The 14715-nt window shown below is 73.1% G+C and carries 16 protein-coding genes and 1 pseudogene; 11 read left to right on the top strand and 6 right to left on the bottom strand.

Features of this window, described 5'->3' with window-relative positions; genetic code table 11:
- Nucleotides 1-131: 131 nt before the first annotated feature.
- Nucleotides 132-956 carry an IclR family transcriptional regulator gene (locus ABZ193_RS16415; RefSeq protein ID WP_020417745.1) on the bottom strand — a complete coding sequence of 275 codons (825 nt, stop codon included), beginning with the start codon at nt 954-956 and terminating at the stop codon, nt 132-134.
- Between the two features lie 149 nt (nt 957-1105).
- Between ABZ193_RS16415 and ligD the strand changes: the two genes are divergently transcribed.
- Genes ligD through ABZ193_RS16400 form a run of 3 tightly spaced genes read left to right on the top strand, consistent with a single transcriptional unit; the run spans nt 1106 to nt 2683 of the window.
- Nucleotides 1106-2035: a non-homologous end-joining DNA ligase gene (ligD, locus tag ABZ193_RS16410; RefSeq protein WP_354710417.1), complete on the top strand. Its 930-nt coding sequence runs from the start codon at nt 1106-1108 to the stop codon at nt 2033-2035.
- Nucleotides 2036-2045: 10 nt separating this feature from the next.
- Nucleotides 2046-2402: a DUF202 domain-containing protein gene (locus tag ABZ193_RS16405; RefSeq protein WP_020417747.1), complete on the top strand. Its 357-nt coding sequence runs from the start codon at nt 2046-2048 to the stop codon at nt 2400-2402.
- Nucleotides 2399-2683 carry a DUF202 domain-containing protein gene (locus ABZ193_RS16400; protein ID WP_354710415.1) on the top strand — a complete coding sequence of 95 codons (285 nt, stop codon included), beginning with the start codon at nt 2399-2401 and terminating at the stop codon, nt 2681-2683. Before ABZ193_RS16405 ends, ABZ193_RS16400 begins: the two co-directional genes overlap by 4 nt.
- On the opposite strand, the gene ABZ193_RS16395 is transcribed toward ABZ193_RS16400, so the two are convergent.
- The gene (locus tag ABZ193_RS16395; protein ID WP_354710414.1) at nt 2652-4055 is read right to left on the bottom strand and encodes a PLP-dependent aminotransferase family protein; all 1404 of its coding nucleotides are present in this window, start codon (nt 4053-4055) and stop codon (nt 2652-2654) included. The genes ABZ193_RS16400 and ABZ193_RS16395 overlap by 32 nt on opposite strands.
- Nucleotides 4056-4135: 80 nt before the next feature.
- Here ABZ193_RS16395 and ABZ193_RS16390 point away from each other — a divergent pair, with 80 nt between their 5' ends.
- From ABZ193_RS16390 to fdhA, 3 genes are all read left to right on the top strand, one after another.
- Complete coding sequence (locus ABZ193_RS16390) at nt 4136-4750, top strand: disulfide bond formation protein DsbA (protein ID WP_354710413.1); 615 nt, start codon at nt 4136-4138, stop codon at nt 4748-4750.
- Between the two features lie 160 nt (nt 4751-4910).
- Nucleotides 4911-6119: an MFS transporter gene (locus ABZ193_RS16385; protein ID WP_354710411.1), complete on the top strand. Its 1209-nt coding sequence runs from the start codon at nt 4911-4913 to the stop codon at nt 6117-6119.
- 39 nt (nt 6120-6158) lie between these two features.
- Entirely contained in the window at nt 6159-7379 is a 1221-nt protein-coding gene (fdhA, locus tag ABZ193_RS16380) for a formaldehyde dehydrogenase, glutathione-independent (protein ID WP_354710409.1), read from the top strand.
- Between the two features lie 42 nt (nt 7380-7421).
- On the opposite strand, the gene ABZ193_RS16375 is transcribed toward fdhA, so the two are convergent.
- The gene (locus tag ABZ193_RS16375) at nt 7422-8036 is read right to left on the bottom strand and encodes a TetR/AcrR family transcriptional regulator C-terminal domain-containing protein (RefSeq protein ID WP_354710408.1); all 615 of its coding nucleotides are present in this window, start codon (nt 8034-8036) and stop codon (nt 7422-7424) included.
- A 66-nt stretch (nt 8037-8102) separates the two neighbouring features.
- Here ABZ193_RS16375 and ABZ193_RS16370 point away from each other — a divergent pair, with 66 nt between their 5' ends.
- Together ABZ193_RS16370 and ABZ193_RS16365 are read left to right on the top strand one after the other, a co-directional pair.
- Complete coding sequence (locus ABZ193_RS16370; RefSeq protein ID WP_354710407.1) at nt 8103-9485, top strand: DHA2 family efflux MFS transporter permease subunit; 1383 nt, start codon at nt 8103-8105, stop codon at nt 9483-9485.
- Complete coding sequence (locus ABZ193_RS16365; RefSeq protein WP_354710406.1) at nt 9482-10291, top strand: SDR family NAD(P)-dependent oxidoreductase; 810 nt, start codon at nt 9482-9484, stop codon at nt 10289-10291. The genes ABZ193_RS16370 and ABZ193_RS16365 overlap by 4 nt, the downstream gene beginning before the upstream one ends.
- Here ABZ193_RS16365 and ABZ193_RS16360 read toward each other — a convergent pair.
- Nucleotides 10251-10928 carry a phenylalanine--tRNA ligase beta subunit-related protein gene (locus ABZ193_RS16360; RefSeq protein WP_354710405.1) on the bottom strand — a complete coding sequence of 226 codons (678 nt, stop codon included), beginning with the start codon at nt 10926-10928 and terminating at the stop codon, nt 10251-10253. The two genes, ABZ193_RS16365 and ABZ193_RS16360, sit on opposite strands and share 41 nt — an antisense overlap.
- Entirely contained in the window at nt 10925-11524 is a 600-nt protein-coding gene (locus tag ABZ193_RS16355; protein WP_354710404.1) for a LysE family translocator, read from the bottom strand. Before ABZ193_RS16355 ends, ABZ193_RS16360 begins: the two co-directional genes overlap by 4 nt.
- A 28-nt stretch (nt 11525-11552) precedes the next feature.
- On the opposite strand from ABZ193_RS16355, the pseudogene ABZ193_RS16350 reads away from it, so the two are divergent.
- The 3 genes and pseudogenes from ABZ193_RS16350 (at nt 11553) to ABZ193_RS16340 (ending at nt 14180) form a co-directional block, all read left to right on the top strand.
- A pseudogene (locus tag ABZ193_RS16350) lies at nt 11553-13012 on the top strand (PLP-dependent aminotransferase family protein).
- On the top strand, nt 13009-13131 hold the full coding sequence (locus tag ABZ193_RS16345) for a hypothetical protein (RefSeq protein WP_272883812.1): 123 nt from the start codon (nt 13009-13011) through the stop codon (nt 13129-13131). The pseudogene ABZ193_RS16350 and the gene ABZ193_RS16345 overlap by 4 nt, the downstream one beginning before the upstream one ends.
- On the top strand, nt 13128-14180 hold the full coding sequence (locus ABZ193_RS16340) for a C45 family peptidase (protein WP_237339542.1): 1053 nt from the start codon (nt 13128-13130) through the stop codon (nt 14178-14180). The genes ABZ193_RS16345 and ABZ193_RS16340 overlap by 4 nt, the downstream gene beginning before the upstream one ends.
- Here the strand turns inward: ABZ193_RS16340 and ABZ193_RS16335 are convergent.
- Nucleotides 14149-14652: a substrate-binding domain-containing protein gene (locus ABZ193_RS16335; protein WP_354710402.1), complete on the bottom strand. Its 504-nt coding sequence runs from the start codon at nt 14650-14652 to the stop codon at nt 14149-14151. The two genes, ABZ193_RS16340 and ABZ193_RS16335, sit on opposite strands and share 32 nt — an antisense overlap.
- Between the last annotated feature and the right edge of the window lie 63 nt (nt 14653-14715).

Below are 14715 nucleotides of genomic sequence, written 5' to 3'. Positions count from 1 at the left end.
TGAGCCAGGGCCGCAAGGTTGGCATGTTCGGCCGCCGGAAAGCACGCAGGTTGCGGCCCTGGCTCAAGGTGATCGTTGCGTGTCAGGCGACGGGATGACCACCCAGCTTCGTTTGTGTTCAGGGCGTTGCGCTATGCGCTGCCTGCTTCGCTGTCGCGCAGCCAGGTCCAGTTGTCCCGGATTTCTTCCGATGCTGCGCGGATCAGGGCCCGATAACGGTCGATCGCCTCCGGGGTGAAGCGGTATTGCGGGCCACAAATACTGATCGAGCCGTGGACCTCGCCGTCGGGGCCGAACAGGGGGGCTGCGACCGAACCGGCTCCGGCTTGGCGTTCGCCCAGGGAGACCGCTACCCCCTCCCTCGCGGTTTCGGCCAGTGCGGTGCGGAGGGTGTCGACGTCGGTGATCGTCTTGTCCGTCAGCGGTTCCAGCGTTCGCCGCAGCACCGACTCCTGGCGGTCCTCCGGCAGGAAGGCCAGGATGACCTTGCCGGACGAACCCGCGTGCAGGGGAAAACGACGGCCGATCTCCACCGTCATCTTGATCTCGCGCGGGCTCTCGAACTGGTCCAGGTACACCCGCTCGTCGCCGACCAGGCCGGACAGCGTCGTGGTCTCGCCGGTTTCGTCCCGCAGCCGGCGCAGTATGGGCGTCGCGACCGTGCGGGCGTCGAACCGGCGCAGGGCGCTCGCGCCGAGCGCGGCCGCGGCCTGGCCCAGCCGGTAGCCGTTCACGCCAGGATCGGTCGCCAGCAGCTCCCGCGACACGAGCGACTGCAGGATCCGGAAGACGACGGCCTTCGACAGTCCCAGCTCGCGGCTGATCGCGCTCACCCCCAGGTAACGGGGACCGCCGGCGAAGAGCAGGAGCACGTCGGCGACCCGGGCCGCGGCCTCGGTGCCGGTGTTGTCGTTGGCCGGTGCGAGCTTGCGTCCGGCGGTACTCTTGGTGGTCAAAGCCGATGGTCCTCGGGGTAGCGTTCCGGTAAGCGGAACGGTATCGGTGCAGCTACTCCCATACTGTACCGGTTCCCAGCAAGATCTGTTCCGTTCAGCGAGACAATGCGCGGGATGCACGGCGCGCGACGCTGGGGCAGGCTGGGGGCATGGCCGAGGACAGGGTGACGGTGCAGGTCGACGGGCGCCGGCTGTCGTTGTCCAACCTGGACAAGGTGCTCTACCCCGAAGCCGGGTTCACCAAGGGCCAGGTGATCGACTACTACGCCCGCGTCGCCCCGGTGATCCTGCCGCACCTGCGCGACCGGGCGCTCACCTTCCGCCGCTGGCCGGGCGGGGTGCAGTCGAACCCGTTCTACGAGAAGGACGCCGGACGGCACGCCCCCGACTGGGTGAAGACCGCGAAGATCGCGAGCGGCGGGCGCGGGCAGAGCTCGGACGTGAACGCGTATCCGCTGGTCAACGACGTGCCGACGTTGATATGGGCGGCCAACCTCGCCGCGCTGGAACTGCACGTGCCGCAGTGGACCGTCGGCCCGCGTGGCGCCCGCCGCAACCCCGACCTGCTGGTGTTCGACCTCGACCCGGGCGAGCCGGCGACGATCGTCGAGTGCTGCCGCGTCGCCGAGCGGCTGCGCGACCTGCTGGCGGCGGACGGGCTGCGGCTCTACCCGAAGACCAGCGGCTCGAAGGGCATGCAGCTGTACGCGGCGGTGAAGACCGCGACACCGGAGGACACCTCGGCCTACGCCAAGGCCGCCGCGAAGAAGCTCGCCGCCGAGACGCCGGGCGAGGTCACCGCGGCCATGACGAAGAGCCTGCGGCCCGGCAAGGTGTTCATCGACTGGAGCCAGAACAACCCGCACAAGACGACCGTCGCGCCGTACTCGCTGCGCGGCCGCCCGGAACCGACCGTGTCCACACCGGTCACCTGGGACGAAGTCGAGTCGTGCCGCCGCCCCGCGCAGTTGAAGTTCCTCAGCGACGACGTCCTCGACCGGGTCGAGGAGGTCGGCGACCTGTTCGAGGACCTGCACGACGACCCGGTCAAACTGCCCCGGGCCCGCGCCGGACAGTAACGTCACCCGCATGAGCCCACGCTGGTACGAGGAGGGTGAGGAGCCCGACTACCGCTTCACGCTGGCCAACGAGCGCACCTTCCTGGCGTGGCTGCGGACCGCGCTCGCGCTCATCGCCGGCGCTGTGGCGCTCATGCAGTTCGTCCCGCAGTTCTCGATCGCCGGGTTGCGTGGCGTCCTCGCCGCGCTGCTCGCCGTCACCGGCACCCTGCTCGCGGCGTTCGCCTACCGGCGCTGGGCCCGGGTGCAGCGCGCGATGCGCAACAAGCGGCCGCTGCCGATGACGTGGCTGCCGGTCGTCGTCGGGTGGGCGGCCGCGCTCGCCGGGACGGTCGTCCTCGTGGTCGCGCTGGCCACGATCCGATGAGGGACCCCGGACTCCAGCCCGAGCGGACCGCGCTGGCCTGGCAGCGCACCGCCCTCGCCGCCGCCGTCGCGGCCATTCTCCTGCTGCGCAGCGGCCTGGTCCGCGGCGCCCCGCTGGAGATCGCCGCCGCAGGGTGCGCCGCCGCAGTCGTGGTGCTGTGGTTCATCGCCGTGCGGCGGCCGCCGACGACCGGCAGCGCGCGGCACGTCCTCGGCGCGGCGACCATCGCGGTCGCGGCGGCCGGTCTCCTCACCGCGATCCAGGTCGTCCTGCTGCCCTGAACCCGTCGCGCAACAGGCGGAGACCGGCCACGATCCCGTCCGGCGACACCGCCCCGTAGCCGAGCGCGAGCCCCTGCTCGGGCGGCGAATCGGCGTAGTAGGTGTGCAGCCGGTCGAACGCGACACCCGGGGCGTGCAGGGCCGACGTGTCGACCACTGACCTGGCGCACACGTGCAGGCCCGCGGCCGAGGGTACGAGCCGGAGCCAGTCGCCGAACTCCCGCTCCAGGGTGCGCACGATCAGCTCGTGCCGGGCCGCGTACTCGCGAGTGGCCTTCCGGACGTGCCGGGTCAGCAGGCCCTCGTCCAGGAACCGGGCGAGCGCGGGCTGCGTGGTGAGGTCACCGTGCCAGTCGGTGAGCTGTTTGGCCTTGAGCAGCGCGGGCCGCAACGCGGCGGGGGCGATCAGGAAGCCCAGCCGCAGCATCGGCAGCAGCGTCTTGGAGAACGACCCCACGTAGATGACCCGCCCGGCGCGGTCCAGGCTCTGCAACGGGTCGAGTGGCCGCCCGGCGAAGCGGAACTCGCTGTCGTAGTCGTCCTCGACGATCACCGCGTCCCGCCGCCCGGCCCACTCGAGCAGGGCGGCCCGGCGCGCCGGCGACATCGGTGTGCCCAGCGGGAACTGGTGCGACGGCGTCACGTACACCAGCCGGGCGGCGTTCGGGATCCGGTCCACGACGATCCCCTCGCCGTCCACCGGCACTCCGGTGACCCGCGCGCCGAGCGATGCGAGCAGCCGCCGCGCCGGGGGATAGCCGGGTTCCTCGACCGCGACGCACGCCCCCGGTTCGACCAGCACCCGGCCCACGAGGTCGAGCGCCTGCTGCGCGCCCTGCGTGACCAGCACGTCCTCGGCCGCCGCCCGCACCGACCGCGCGATGCCGAGGTGCCGCGCGATCGCCGCCCGCAGTCCACTGTGGCCGGACGGATCGCCGTAGCCGGCCGGGATCTCGTGGCTCCGCAGGCTCTGCGAGACCAGCCGCCGCCAGGTCTGCAGCGGGAACAGGCTCGCGTCCGGCACGCCGACGCGGAAGTCGTAGCGCACCGGCGGCGCCTCGACGGGGTCCGGCAGGGTGTCCCAGAACGGCCGCGCGGCCAGCACGCCCCGGGGCGCCCGGCGGGGCTGCCGCGGTGCGGTGCCCGCGACGAACGTCCCGGCCCCGACGCGGCCGGTCAGCAGGCCCTCGGCGGTGAGCCGGTCGTAGGCGGCGGCGACCGTGTTGCGGGAGACGGCGAGGGTCCGCGCGAGCTCCCGCGACGGCGGCAGTCGCTCGCCTGGCCGGAGGCGTCCGTCGGCGATCGCGTCGCGGACTTGGCGGTAGATCTGCGCGACGAGGTCACCGCCGGTCAGGCTGATGTGCAGGTCCACCACGGCTCCGGAAATGGCCCAAACAAGCAGGTGAGAATTGGAGCTTACCTCGGGCCAATCGGCTGTCTAGCGTTTCCGCCATGACGACAGCCGACCTCTGGTTCGACCCGAAGTGCCCGTGGGCCTGGATCGCCTCGCGCTGGCTGCTGGAGGTGGAGCGGGTGCGGGACGTGCGGGTCCGGTTCCACGTGCTGAGCCTGTCGCTGCTCAACGAGGGGCGTGCGGTGGAACCGTGGTACCGGGAGTGGCTGGACAGCGCCTGGGGCCCGGCGCGGATCGCGATCGCCGCGGAGCGCAGGTGCGGCAACGAGGTGCTGCGTGACCTCTACACCGCGCTGGGCAGGCGGATCCACCTCGACCGCGCGCCGCTCGGGCGCGACCTGTACCGCGAGGCGCTGGCCTCGTGCGGCCTGCCGGTGGACCTCGCGGAGGCCGCCGCCACCACCGAGCACGACGAGGCGCTCCGCGAGAGCACCGCGGCGGGGCTTGGGCCGGTGGGGGAGGACCTGGGCACGCCGGCGATCCACGTGACCGGCCCCGACGGCGAGGTCAACGCCTTCTTCGGCCCGGTGGTCACGCCGGTCCCCCGCGGTGCCGCGGCAGGCCGGCTGTGGGACGGGGTGGTGCTGGTCGCGGGCACCGACGGTTTCTTCGAACTGAAGCGGGCCCGCACGCGCCGCCCGGTGACGTCATGACCGCCGCGCGGGTGCTCGTTGTGGCGCTGCCGGTCAATTCGTTGGGCGGCGGCGCTTGTTACGCCGCGTCCACACTTGGGCTGCCGCTCGGCTGGGCGGCCGTCGCAGGAGTGGGTGCGGGCCACCGCGCCGACGGGTACGGGCCGCACCGGGGCGTGTCATGACCGCCGCGCGGGTGCTCGCCACGGCGCAGCTGGTCAACTCGCTCGGCGACGGCGCCTACTACGTCACCTCCGCCCTGTACTTCACGCTGGTCATCGGTCTGCCGCCGGCCCAGGTGGGGCTCGGGCTGACGCTCGGCTGGGCGGCAGGCGCGATCGCCGGGGTGGGGGCCGGTCACCTCGCCGACCGGTACGGGCCGCGGCGGGTCGCGGTGCTGCTCGCGCTCGGCACGGCCGTCGCGCTCGGCGGGTTCGTCTTCGCCACCTCGTTCCCCGCCTTCCTCGCACTCGCGGGCGCCTACGCCTGTGGCCAGAGCGGGCTCGCCGCCGCACGGCAGGCGCTGCTCGCCGGTCTGGTCGAGCCCGCCGGCCGCACTCGGGTGCGCGCCCACCTGCAGGCGGCCACGAACGCCGGGCTCGCGATCGGCGCCGCGGCCGGGGGCGTCGCGCTGCAGGTCGGCACCGCGACCGCCTACCAGGTGGTGTTCGCCGCCGACGCCGCCGGGTTCGTGGTCGCGGCGGTGATCCTCTCGCGCGTGCCGGAAGTCGCCGTGGTCCGCAACAGCCCGCGACGGGCGGTGCTGCGGGACCGGCCGTACGCGGTGCTGGCCCTCCTGCACACGATCATGATGCTGAACATGCCGCTGCTCAGCCTGGTCATTCCACTGTGGATGGTCCAGCGGACGGACGCGCCTGCCTGGCTGGTGTCGGTCCTGCTGCTGGTCAACACGGTGAGCGTGGTGCTGTTCCAGGTCCGGGTCGCGCGCCGCGTGTCGGGGCTGCGGACCGCCGCCCACGCCGCGCGCGGCGCCGGGATCCTGATGCTGCTCGCCTGCGCGGTGTACGCGTCGTCGGCGAGCCTCTGGGTGGTGCTGCTCGTCGCGGCCGTCATCCAGGTGGCGGGGGAGATGCTGCTCGCCGCGGGCGCCTGGGAGATCAGCTTCACGCTCGCGCCCGACGGGAAACAGGGCCAGTACCAGGGGTTCTTCGCCTCCGGCGTGGCGATCGCCCGGATGGCGGGGCCGGTGCTGCTGACGACGTTGGTCCTCGGCGGCGGTGTGGTGGGGTGGCTGGTCCTCGGCGCGCTGTTCCTGCTGACCGGCCTCGGTTTCGCGCCCGTGACGCGGTGGGCCGCTCGCGAGCGCTTCCCGGAATGGTCTTCCGGCCCTAGGCCCGGCGCCGCGCACGTTCCTAGCATCGGGTCCTGACCGTTCAACGGCGAACGAGGAATCGAGGCGGCAGAACTCATGGCGGGCAACAAAGCGGTCACCTATCTGGGACCCGGCAAGGTCGAGGTCGACACCATCGACTACCCGACCTTCTCGATGAAGGACGGCCCCGGCGTGCACCAGGCCAACGTGGGGCGGGAAACCCAGCACGGTGTCATTCTCAAGAACGTCGCGACCAACATCTGCGGCAGCGACCAGCACATGGTGCGTGGCCGCACGACCGCGCCGGAAGGGCTGGTGCTGGGCCACGAGATCACCGGCGAGGTGGTCGAGACGGGCCGGGACGTCGAGTTCATCAAGGAGGGCGACCTGGTCTCGGTGCCGTTCAACATCGCCTGCGGACGGTGCCGCAACTGCAAGGAGGGCAAGACCGGGATCTGCCTCAACGTCAACCCGGACCGGCCCGGGTCGGCATACGGTTACGTCGACATGGGCGGCTGGGTCGGCGGGCAGGCCGAGTACGTGATGGTGCCGTACGCGGACTGGAACCTGCTGAAGTTCCCGGACCGCGACCAGGCCATGGAGAAGATCCTCGACCTGGCCATGCTGTCGGACATCTTCCCGACCGGTTTCCACGGCTGCGTCAGCGCGGGCGTCGGCGTCGGGTCGACCGTGTACATCGCGGGCGCCGGACCGGTCGGGCTGGCCGCGGCGGCGTCGGCGCAGCTGCTCGGCGCGGCGGTGGTGATCGTCGGCGACCTCAACGCCGACCGGCTGGAGCAGGCTCGCAGCTTCGGCTGCGAGACGGTGGACGTGTCGAAGGGCGACCCGAAGGACCAGATCGCCGAGATCCTCGGCGTGCCCGAGGTCGACTGCGGTGTCGACGCGGTCGGGTTCGAGGCGCGCGGGCACGGCAAGGAAGCGTCCGACGAGCACCCGGCGACCGTGCTGAACTCGCTGATGGACATCACCGCGGCGGGCGGCGCACTGGGCATCCCGGGCCTGTACGTGACCGGCGACCCGGGCGCGGCCGACGAGGCCGCGCGGCACGGCTCGCTGTCCATCCGGATCGGCCTGGGCTGGGCGAAGTCGCACGCGTTCACCACCGGACAGTGCCCGGTGATGCGCTACCACCGGCGCCTGATGATGGCGATCCTGCACGATCGGGTCCAGATCGCGAAGGCGGTCAACGCGACGCCGATCCCCCTGGCCGAGGCCCCGCGGGGCTACCAGGAATTCGACCACGGCGCGGCGCGCAAGTACGTGCTCGACCCGCACGGGTTGCTGGCCAACGCCTGAGGGGGTGCCGTGCCGGGGGCGCGCTGCTCCCGGCACGGCCGGTCAGCCGTAGGCGCGCAGGAAGGTGTCGACAGCCGCGGCGGCGACGGCGTTCCGTTCGGCCTCCGGGAGCGCCCGCGTGCCCAACCGGGTCCGCGACTCCAGGGGCGCGGTGAGCAGCGCCCCGAACTGCTCCGCGGCCCGCGCCGGGTCCGTGATCTTCAGCCGGCCCTCCAGGGCGAGGCGGGCCAGGCGGTCGGCGAGCGCGTCGGTCACGACGTTGGTTCCGGCGCGCGTCTGGACGGTGTCCAGCAGTTCCGGGAAACGTGCCAGTTCGGCCTGCAGGAGCCGCCGGAACGCCCACGACCGGTCGTCGGTGTAGCAGTCGATCAGGCGGCGGCCCACCTGCTCCAGCGCGGCCCTCAGGTCCTCGCCCGTGTCGCGGAGCCGGTCCACCGCCGCCAGGTTGTCCGCGATCGCCTTGGCCGCCTCCGCCGTCATCGACTCGCGGAACAGGTTCGCCTTCTCGCTGAAGTGGTTGTAGACCGTCGGCTTCGCCACGCCCGCCTCGGCCGCGACCTCGGCGACGCACGCCTGCGCGTAGCCCTGCCGCGCGAACACCGTGAACGCCGCGTCCAGGATCGCCTGCCGTTTGTCGATGCGTCCACGCGTGGCCATACCCGCATGCTACTCGAATTGAACCCGTGGGTTCACTTGTTCTGACGAGTAAGCTAACTTGAACCCATGAGTTCAATCAGTGCGGACGAACGCCTCGACCCGGGGCTCGTCCGGATGATCACCGCGGTCCTGCTCGGCGGGATCCTGGGCATCCTCAACAGCACGATGGTCGCCACCGGCACGGATGTCCTCGCCGCCGACTTCGGCGCCTCGCTGAGCACGATCGGCTGGGCCACCACCGGTTTCCTGCTCGCCGTCACCGTCGCCATCCCGTTCACGACGTGGGCCGTGGACCGCTTCGGCGGTCGCCGGATGTGGCTGTCCGGGCTGGCCGTGTTCCTGGCCGGCTCGCTGGCCGCCGGGTGTGCGTGGGACGTCGGCAGCCTCATCACCGCGCGGGTCGTGCAGGGTCTCGGCGCCGGCATCCTCGACCCGCTGGTCCTGACGCTGCTCGCGCGTGCCGCCGGACCCGCTCGCGCCGGGCGCGTGATGGGCCTGATGGGCGTGGTGCTCTCGCTCGGGCCGGTGCTCGGCCCGGTCGCCGGAGGCGCGGTGCTGGACGTGCTCCCATGGCGGTGGATGTTCCTGCTCAACGTGCCGCTCGGGCTGGTCGCCGTGCTGCTCGCGCTACGCTCCGTCCCGCGCGACGACGGTCCGGCGGCGGTCCCGGCGCCGCTCGACGTGCGTGGGCTCGCGCTGCTCGGGCCGGGGTTCGCCGCCCTCGTCCTGGCGCTGTCGCAGGCCGCGGAGCACACCGCGTTCGCCACCGCGTCCGTGCTGGTTCCGCTCGTCGCCGGTGTCGTCCTGCTGCTCGCGTACGGTGGGCACGCCAGGCGCGCGGCGGCGCCGCTCATCGATCTGCGCCTCTTCGCGCGGGGCGGGTTCACCGCGAGCGTCGCCGTGATGGCGCTCGTCGGGCTCGGCACGTTCGCGAACCTGTTCGTCCTCCCGCTCTACTACCAGCAGGTGCACGGCCACGGGGTGCTCGCCGCCGGGATGCTCGTCGCGCCGGTCGGCCTCGGCGGGGCGCTGTCGATGCCGCTGGCCGGGCGGCTGTCCGACCGGATCGGGGCGCGGGTGCTGGTGCGCGCGGGCGCGGTCGTGGCCCTGCTCGCCGGGCTGGCGTTCACGTGGATGGGCCCGGACGCGGGTCAGGCGTGGCCCGCGGTGGCCGCGTTCGTCATGGGCCTGGGGCTCGGCTTCGTCGGCGCGCCCACGATGGGCTCGCTGTACCGGACGCTGCCCGCGGAGCTGGTGCCGCAGGGCAGTTCGGCGCTGTACATGCTCAACCAGCTCGGCGCGTCGATCGGCGTGGTCGTCGTGACGCTGATTCTGGAATCCGCGGGTGACGCGATGGCCGGTTTCCACGGCGTGTACTGGTTCGCGGTCGGCGCGCTCGTCGTCGTGCTGGCGGCGAGCCCGCTGCTGCCCGGGAGGGCGGAGCGGTGAAGACGGTGGTCATCACCGGCGGCACCGACGGGATCGGCGCGGGAGTGGCGCGCGAGCTGCTGGCGCGCGGCGACCGGGTGGTCGTCGTGGGCCGGAACCCGGCGAAGGCGCCGCCGGGCGCGGAATTCGTGCCCGCCGACCTGAGCCTGGTGGCGGCGGCGCACGCGGCAGCCGACGAAATCACCGGGAAGCACCCGCGGATCGATGCGCTCGTGCTGTGCGCCCGGTTCTTCCGCGCCCGCAGGCACGTGACCCCCGAGGGCTTCGAGGACAACTTCGCGCTGTTCTACCTGAGCCGGTTCGTGCTGGCGGAGCGGCTGGCCGGTGCACTGTCCGGAGCGGACACTCCCGTGATCGCCAACGTGGCCGGGCCGGGCGCCCCGTTGGACGTCGTGAACCGGGACGACCTCCAGTTCGCCCGGCACTACGATCCGGTCGGCGCGATGGTCCAGGGCGGCAAGCTCAACGACCTCCACGGTGTCTCGTTCGCCGAGCGGCACCCGCGGATCCGCTACGTGCTGGTGCACCCGGGCGTCACGGCGACCAGCTTCGCGGGTGAGTACGACGCCGCGAGCGCCCGGCAGCTGGACCGGATGAAGCGGTTCGGCAAACCGGTGGGTGAAGCGGTGGCCCCGATCGTGCGGGTGCTCGACTCGCCGCCCGCCGAACCGTTGAGCGCGTTCGTCGAGGGCAGGCGCATCGCCGTGGACGGGCCTGCCTTCGACGTCCAGGTGGCGAGGTGGTTGCACGCCGAAACGCTGCGGCTCAGCGGAGTTTCACCCGAAACTCCGGCGCGTCCGGGCTGAGCACCGTCGCCTCCGAGCCCGGCAGTTCGGCGCTCAGTGCGTCGAGCAGCCGGGGCATGTCGGCGGCCGCCGTGGTGTGCAGGGCTTCCGCGACGATCAGCACCGACCGCGTCGCCGGGGTGACGGCCGATCGCGCGCTCTGCCGGTGCGTCCACCGGCGGGCGTGCGCCCGGCCGTGCTCGTCCGCGAACACGATTTCCCCCGGGGCCGGGTGCTCGGTGTCGCCGGAGAACGCCGCGTACTCCTCGGTTCCCGTCGCGTACCGGACTTCCAGCAGGCCGTCGAGCGCGTCAACGTCGAACACGGCGACCGGGATCGCGAACGCGAGCGAAACCGCGTTGCCCAGGTCGATCATCGGGTGGATCGACGGCAGCGACCCGTCCTTGCGGAACCGGCGCAGCAACGATTCCGCCGCGCACCGGTACTGCGTCGGTTTCAGGCCCATCCGCGCGAACGCCTGCCGCCACGCCTGGATCTCCGGCAGCGCGGACTCCGGGCCGTCCGCGAGCCGCTCCGCCGCGATCCGCCAGTAGCGCGACGGATCACTGGACGGCCGCGCGCTCTCCGCGTACAGCACACCCGGGACCAGCTGCGGGAAGTCCGACCAGATCGCGTCGGAATGCCGGAAGCGGATCATTCGGCGGCCAGCCGGACGGCGAGGGCGGCGAACGTGCCCGCGAAGACCCGGCGCATCCACGCTCGCACCCGCGGCCGGGACAGCACCCGCTCGCGCATCGCCGCGGCGGCCACTCCGTAGGCGACGAACACGACCAGCGTCAGCGCCATGAACACCGCGCTCAGCTCGGCCATCGTCAACAGCGAGCGCGGATCACCGGGGTGCACGAACTGCGGCAGGAACGCGAAGAAGAAGATCGTGAGCTTCGGGTTGAGCACGTTGACCAGCACCGCGGACATGATCACCCGGGCGGCCGACCGCGGCGCGGGCGCCTCCGGCGGCCGGTCCGGCTCCCGCAACGCCGACCACGCCAGGTAGAGCAGGTAGGCCACCCCGGCGTACTTGATCACCTGGAACGCCACGGCGCTGGCGTGCAGCAGCGCGGCGAGGCCGGTGATCGCGGCGATCGCGTGCGGAACGGTGCCCAGCGTGCAGCCGACCGCGGCGATGACGCTCGCCCGCGTGCCGTGCGCCAGGCCGGCGCTCATGGTCAGCAGCGCACCGGTGCCGGGCGTGGCCACGACGACCAGCGCGGTGAGCAGGAATTCGACGGACATGGAACCACCATGGCGGGATACTGGTCCGGTGGACAGGTCCAAACCCGAGCCCGTCGAGCGGTCCATAACGGGATCGGACTTCCTCCAGCTCGACATCGGCGAGGCCCCGCCGGGCGGGCGGTCGGCGTGGCTGGCGGCGCGCCTGCGGGACGCGATCGCGGACGGGCGCCTGCCGTGGGCAGCAGGCTGCCGCCGACGCGGACGCTGGCCGCCGAGCTGGGCGTGTCGCGCGGGGTGGTGACCGAGGCGTACCAGCGGCTCGTCGAGGACGGGCACGTCGCCGGGCGCGGCCGGGGCGGAACCGTCGTGGTGGCGGTGCCCGTCACCGCGTCGCCCGTACCGGCTCCCGCGCCGAGCGCGGACGTCGTGTTCGAGCCGCGGCCGGACGTCTTCGACCGGTTGCGCGCCGCGCCGGCCCGCATCGACCTCACCCCCGGCGTGCCGGATCTGGCCGCGTTCCCGCGGGTGGCGTGGCTGCGCGCGGAACGGGCGGTGCTCGGCGGGCTGTCGGCGGCCGACTTCGGGTACGGCGACCCGCGCGGCGCACCGGCGTTCCGGCTGGCGGTGGCGAACTGGCTGGCCCGCAACCGCGGCATCCGCGCCGATCCGGCCGACGTCGTCGTGGTCGCTGGGGTCGCGCAGGCGCTCGGCCTGCTCGCGACGGTGTTCCGCGCGCACGGCATCGGCGAGGTCGCGGTGGAGGACCCCGGTTCGCTCGGCGCGCGGCAGCACCTCCGCAACAGTGGCCTGGCCACCCCGCCGGTGCCGGTCGACGACGAGGGCGTCCGGGTGTCCGAACTGCGGTCGCCCGCGGTGTTGTTGACGCCCGCGCACCAGTTCCCGGCGGGCGTGGTGCTCGGCGGCGAGCGGCGGCGCGAGCTCATGCGCTGGGGCGGCCTGATCGTCGAGGACGACTACGACGCCGAGCACCGGTACGACCGCCCGCCGGTGCCCGCGCTGCGCGCGATGCTGCCGGAGCGGGTCTGCTACGCGGGCAGCATCTCGAAGCTGCTCGCCCCGGCGCTGCGGATCGGCTGGCTGCTGGTGCCGCCGCGGTACCAGCGGGACCTCGTGGACGCGAAGCGGTACGCCGACCTCGGCAACGCGGTGCTGCCGCAACTGGTGCTGGCGCACCTCATGACGTCCGGCGATCTGGAGCGGCACCTGCGCTTCGTGCGCCGACGCCACCGGCGCCGCCGGGACGCGATGATCGACGCGGTCCGACGGCACCTGCCCGGCGTGCGCGTGCACGGCGCGGCGGCCGGCCTGCACCTGATGATCACGTTCGACCGCGAGCTGTCCGATGTGGACCTGGCGACCGCGGCGCTGTCCCGCGGCGTCAAGGTGCAGCCGCTGTCCTGGCACCGCCAGCTCCCGGGCGCGCCCGGCCTCGTGCTCGGCTACGGCGCCAGGCCGCCGGGCGAAATCGAGGAGGGTGTGCGGATCATCGCGGAGCTGGTGGCCCGGCCTCGGGGAACACGACGTTGACGGTCGTCATCACCAACGCGAAGCTGGGCGACGTGACACTGAAGCAGTTAGCGACGACCGGGCTGGGCGCGCCGGCCTCCGAGCCGGCGTGGGACACGGTACTGGCGAGCACCCGATGAAGGTCGTGGTGGCCGACGACCCGCGGACGCTGGGCGCGGAGTGCGCCGGCGAGATCCGGGCGGCCTTCGACGGTTACGCGCGGCTGTTCGCCGCCCACGGCATCGGGTTCGAGCAGGTGCGGGCGTTGGGCGCGGCGGCGCTGGCGGAAACGAGCGAATGGGCGCCGTCGCTGGGGGAGGAGCTGCTCGGGGTGGCCGAGGGCAGCGGGCTCGCCGGGTGGCAGCTCGGCGCGCTGAACGGGCGCACCGAAATCCTCGCCGCGGCGGCCGTTTCCGGCGAGGGGGAGTGCTCCACGTCGGTGGTGCTCGCGGACGGCTCGCCGCGCACGGTGCAGACCTGGGACTGGCACGACACCCTGCGCGACGGCATGACCGTCGTGTCCTGGCCGGGCGTGTGCACGTTCACCGAGGCCGGGGTGGCCGGCAAGATCGGCGTGAACTCCGCGGGGCTCGGCGTGCACTTCAACGTGCTGCGGCACGCCTCGGACCACGCGGACATCGGGGTGCCGGTGCACGTGGTGGCGCGGCGGATTCTGGACGAGGCGTCGACCGTCGAGGAGGCCACGGAACTGGCCCGCTCGGCGCGGTTGTCGGCGTCGTCGGTGATCACCGTCGTGACCGCCGACCGGGCGCGGTGCCTGGAACTGAGCCCGGCCGGGGTCGGCGTGGTAGACCCGGTGGGCGGAGTTCTGTGGCACGCCAACCACTTCCTCGACGCGGCGCTCGCTCCCGGAGAGCGGACGACGGTCGACGTGTCGACGACGCTCGCCCGCGGCTCGTGGCTGCGGTCGCACGCCGCGGAACTCGGCGCGGCGGACCTGACCGCGCGGGCGCGGGCGCTGTGCGCGCACACCGAGGACGGCGCGGCGGTCTGCGCGCACCCGGACATGTCGCTGCCCGCGCACGAGCGGTGGGAGAGCCTGGCGACGATCTCGCTGGACGTGGTGGCGGGGCGGATGCACGTGCACACCGGCGGGCCGTGCTCGGTGACGCCGGAGAGCTGGGCGGAGTTCGCGGTCAGGCCCGCCGTGTCGACGCCCGCTCGATGAGGCCGATCGCCTGGGTGCGCACGGTCCCGGGCGGCGCCTCGCCGGACAGGATGTCGAACAGCAGCCGCGCGCCGGAGTCACCGGCGTCGCGGGGCCGCAGGTCGATCGCGGTGATCGGCGGGTGCGCCAGCGCGGTGCTGTCCACACAGGACGCGAGCAGCAGGTCCCTGCCGATCGTCCGGCCGGCGGCGCGGATTACCGGCAGCACCGCGGCCGCGGCGCCGTCCGGCGCGCACACCAGCGCATCGACGTCCGCGTCGGCGTTGAGCAGCGCGCGCACGTTGTCCTGCATGACCGTGCTGGGCGATCCGAACGCCATCTCCCACAGCCGCGGCCGGCGCCGGTGCCGCTCGGACCAGCCGAGGTAGGTGCGCTGCAGGGTGCGGCCCCAGTCGGTGACCGTGCTTGAGGCAAGCGGCGCGATGTGCTGCGCACCGGCCGTGGCAAGGTGGTCGAGGAGCTGTTCGAGCACCGCCGCGTGGTCGGAGAGCACGACGCCCGCCGGTTCGCCGTTCGAGCGCGCGGCCGGTTCGGG

It is taken from the genome of Amycolatopsis sp. NPDC006125 (genome assembly GCF_040614195.1).
Taxonomy (GTDB): domain Bacteria; phylum Actinomycetota; class Actinomycetes; order Mycobacteriales; family Pseudonocardiaceae; genus Amycolatopsis_E; species Amycolatopsis_E tucumanensis.
This window is presented reverse-complemented; position numbering and strand designations above follow the sequence as displayed.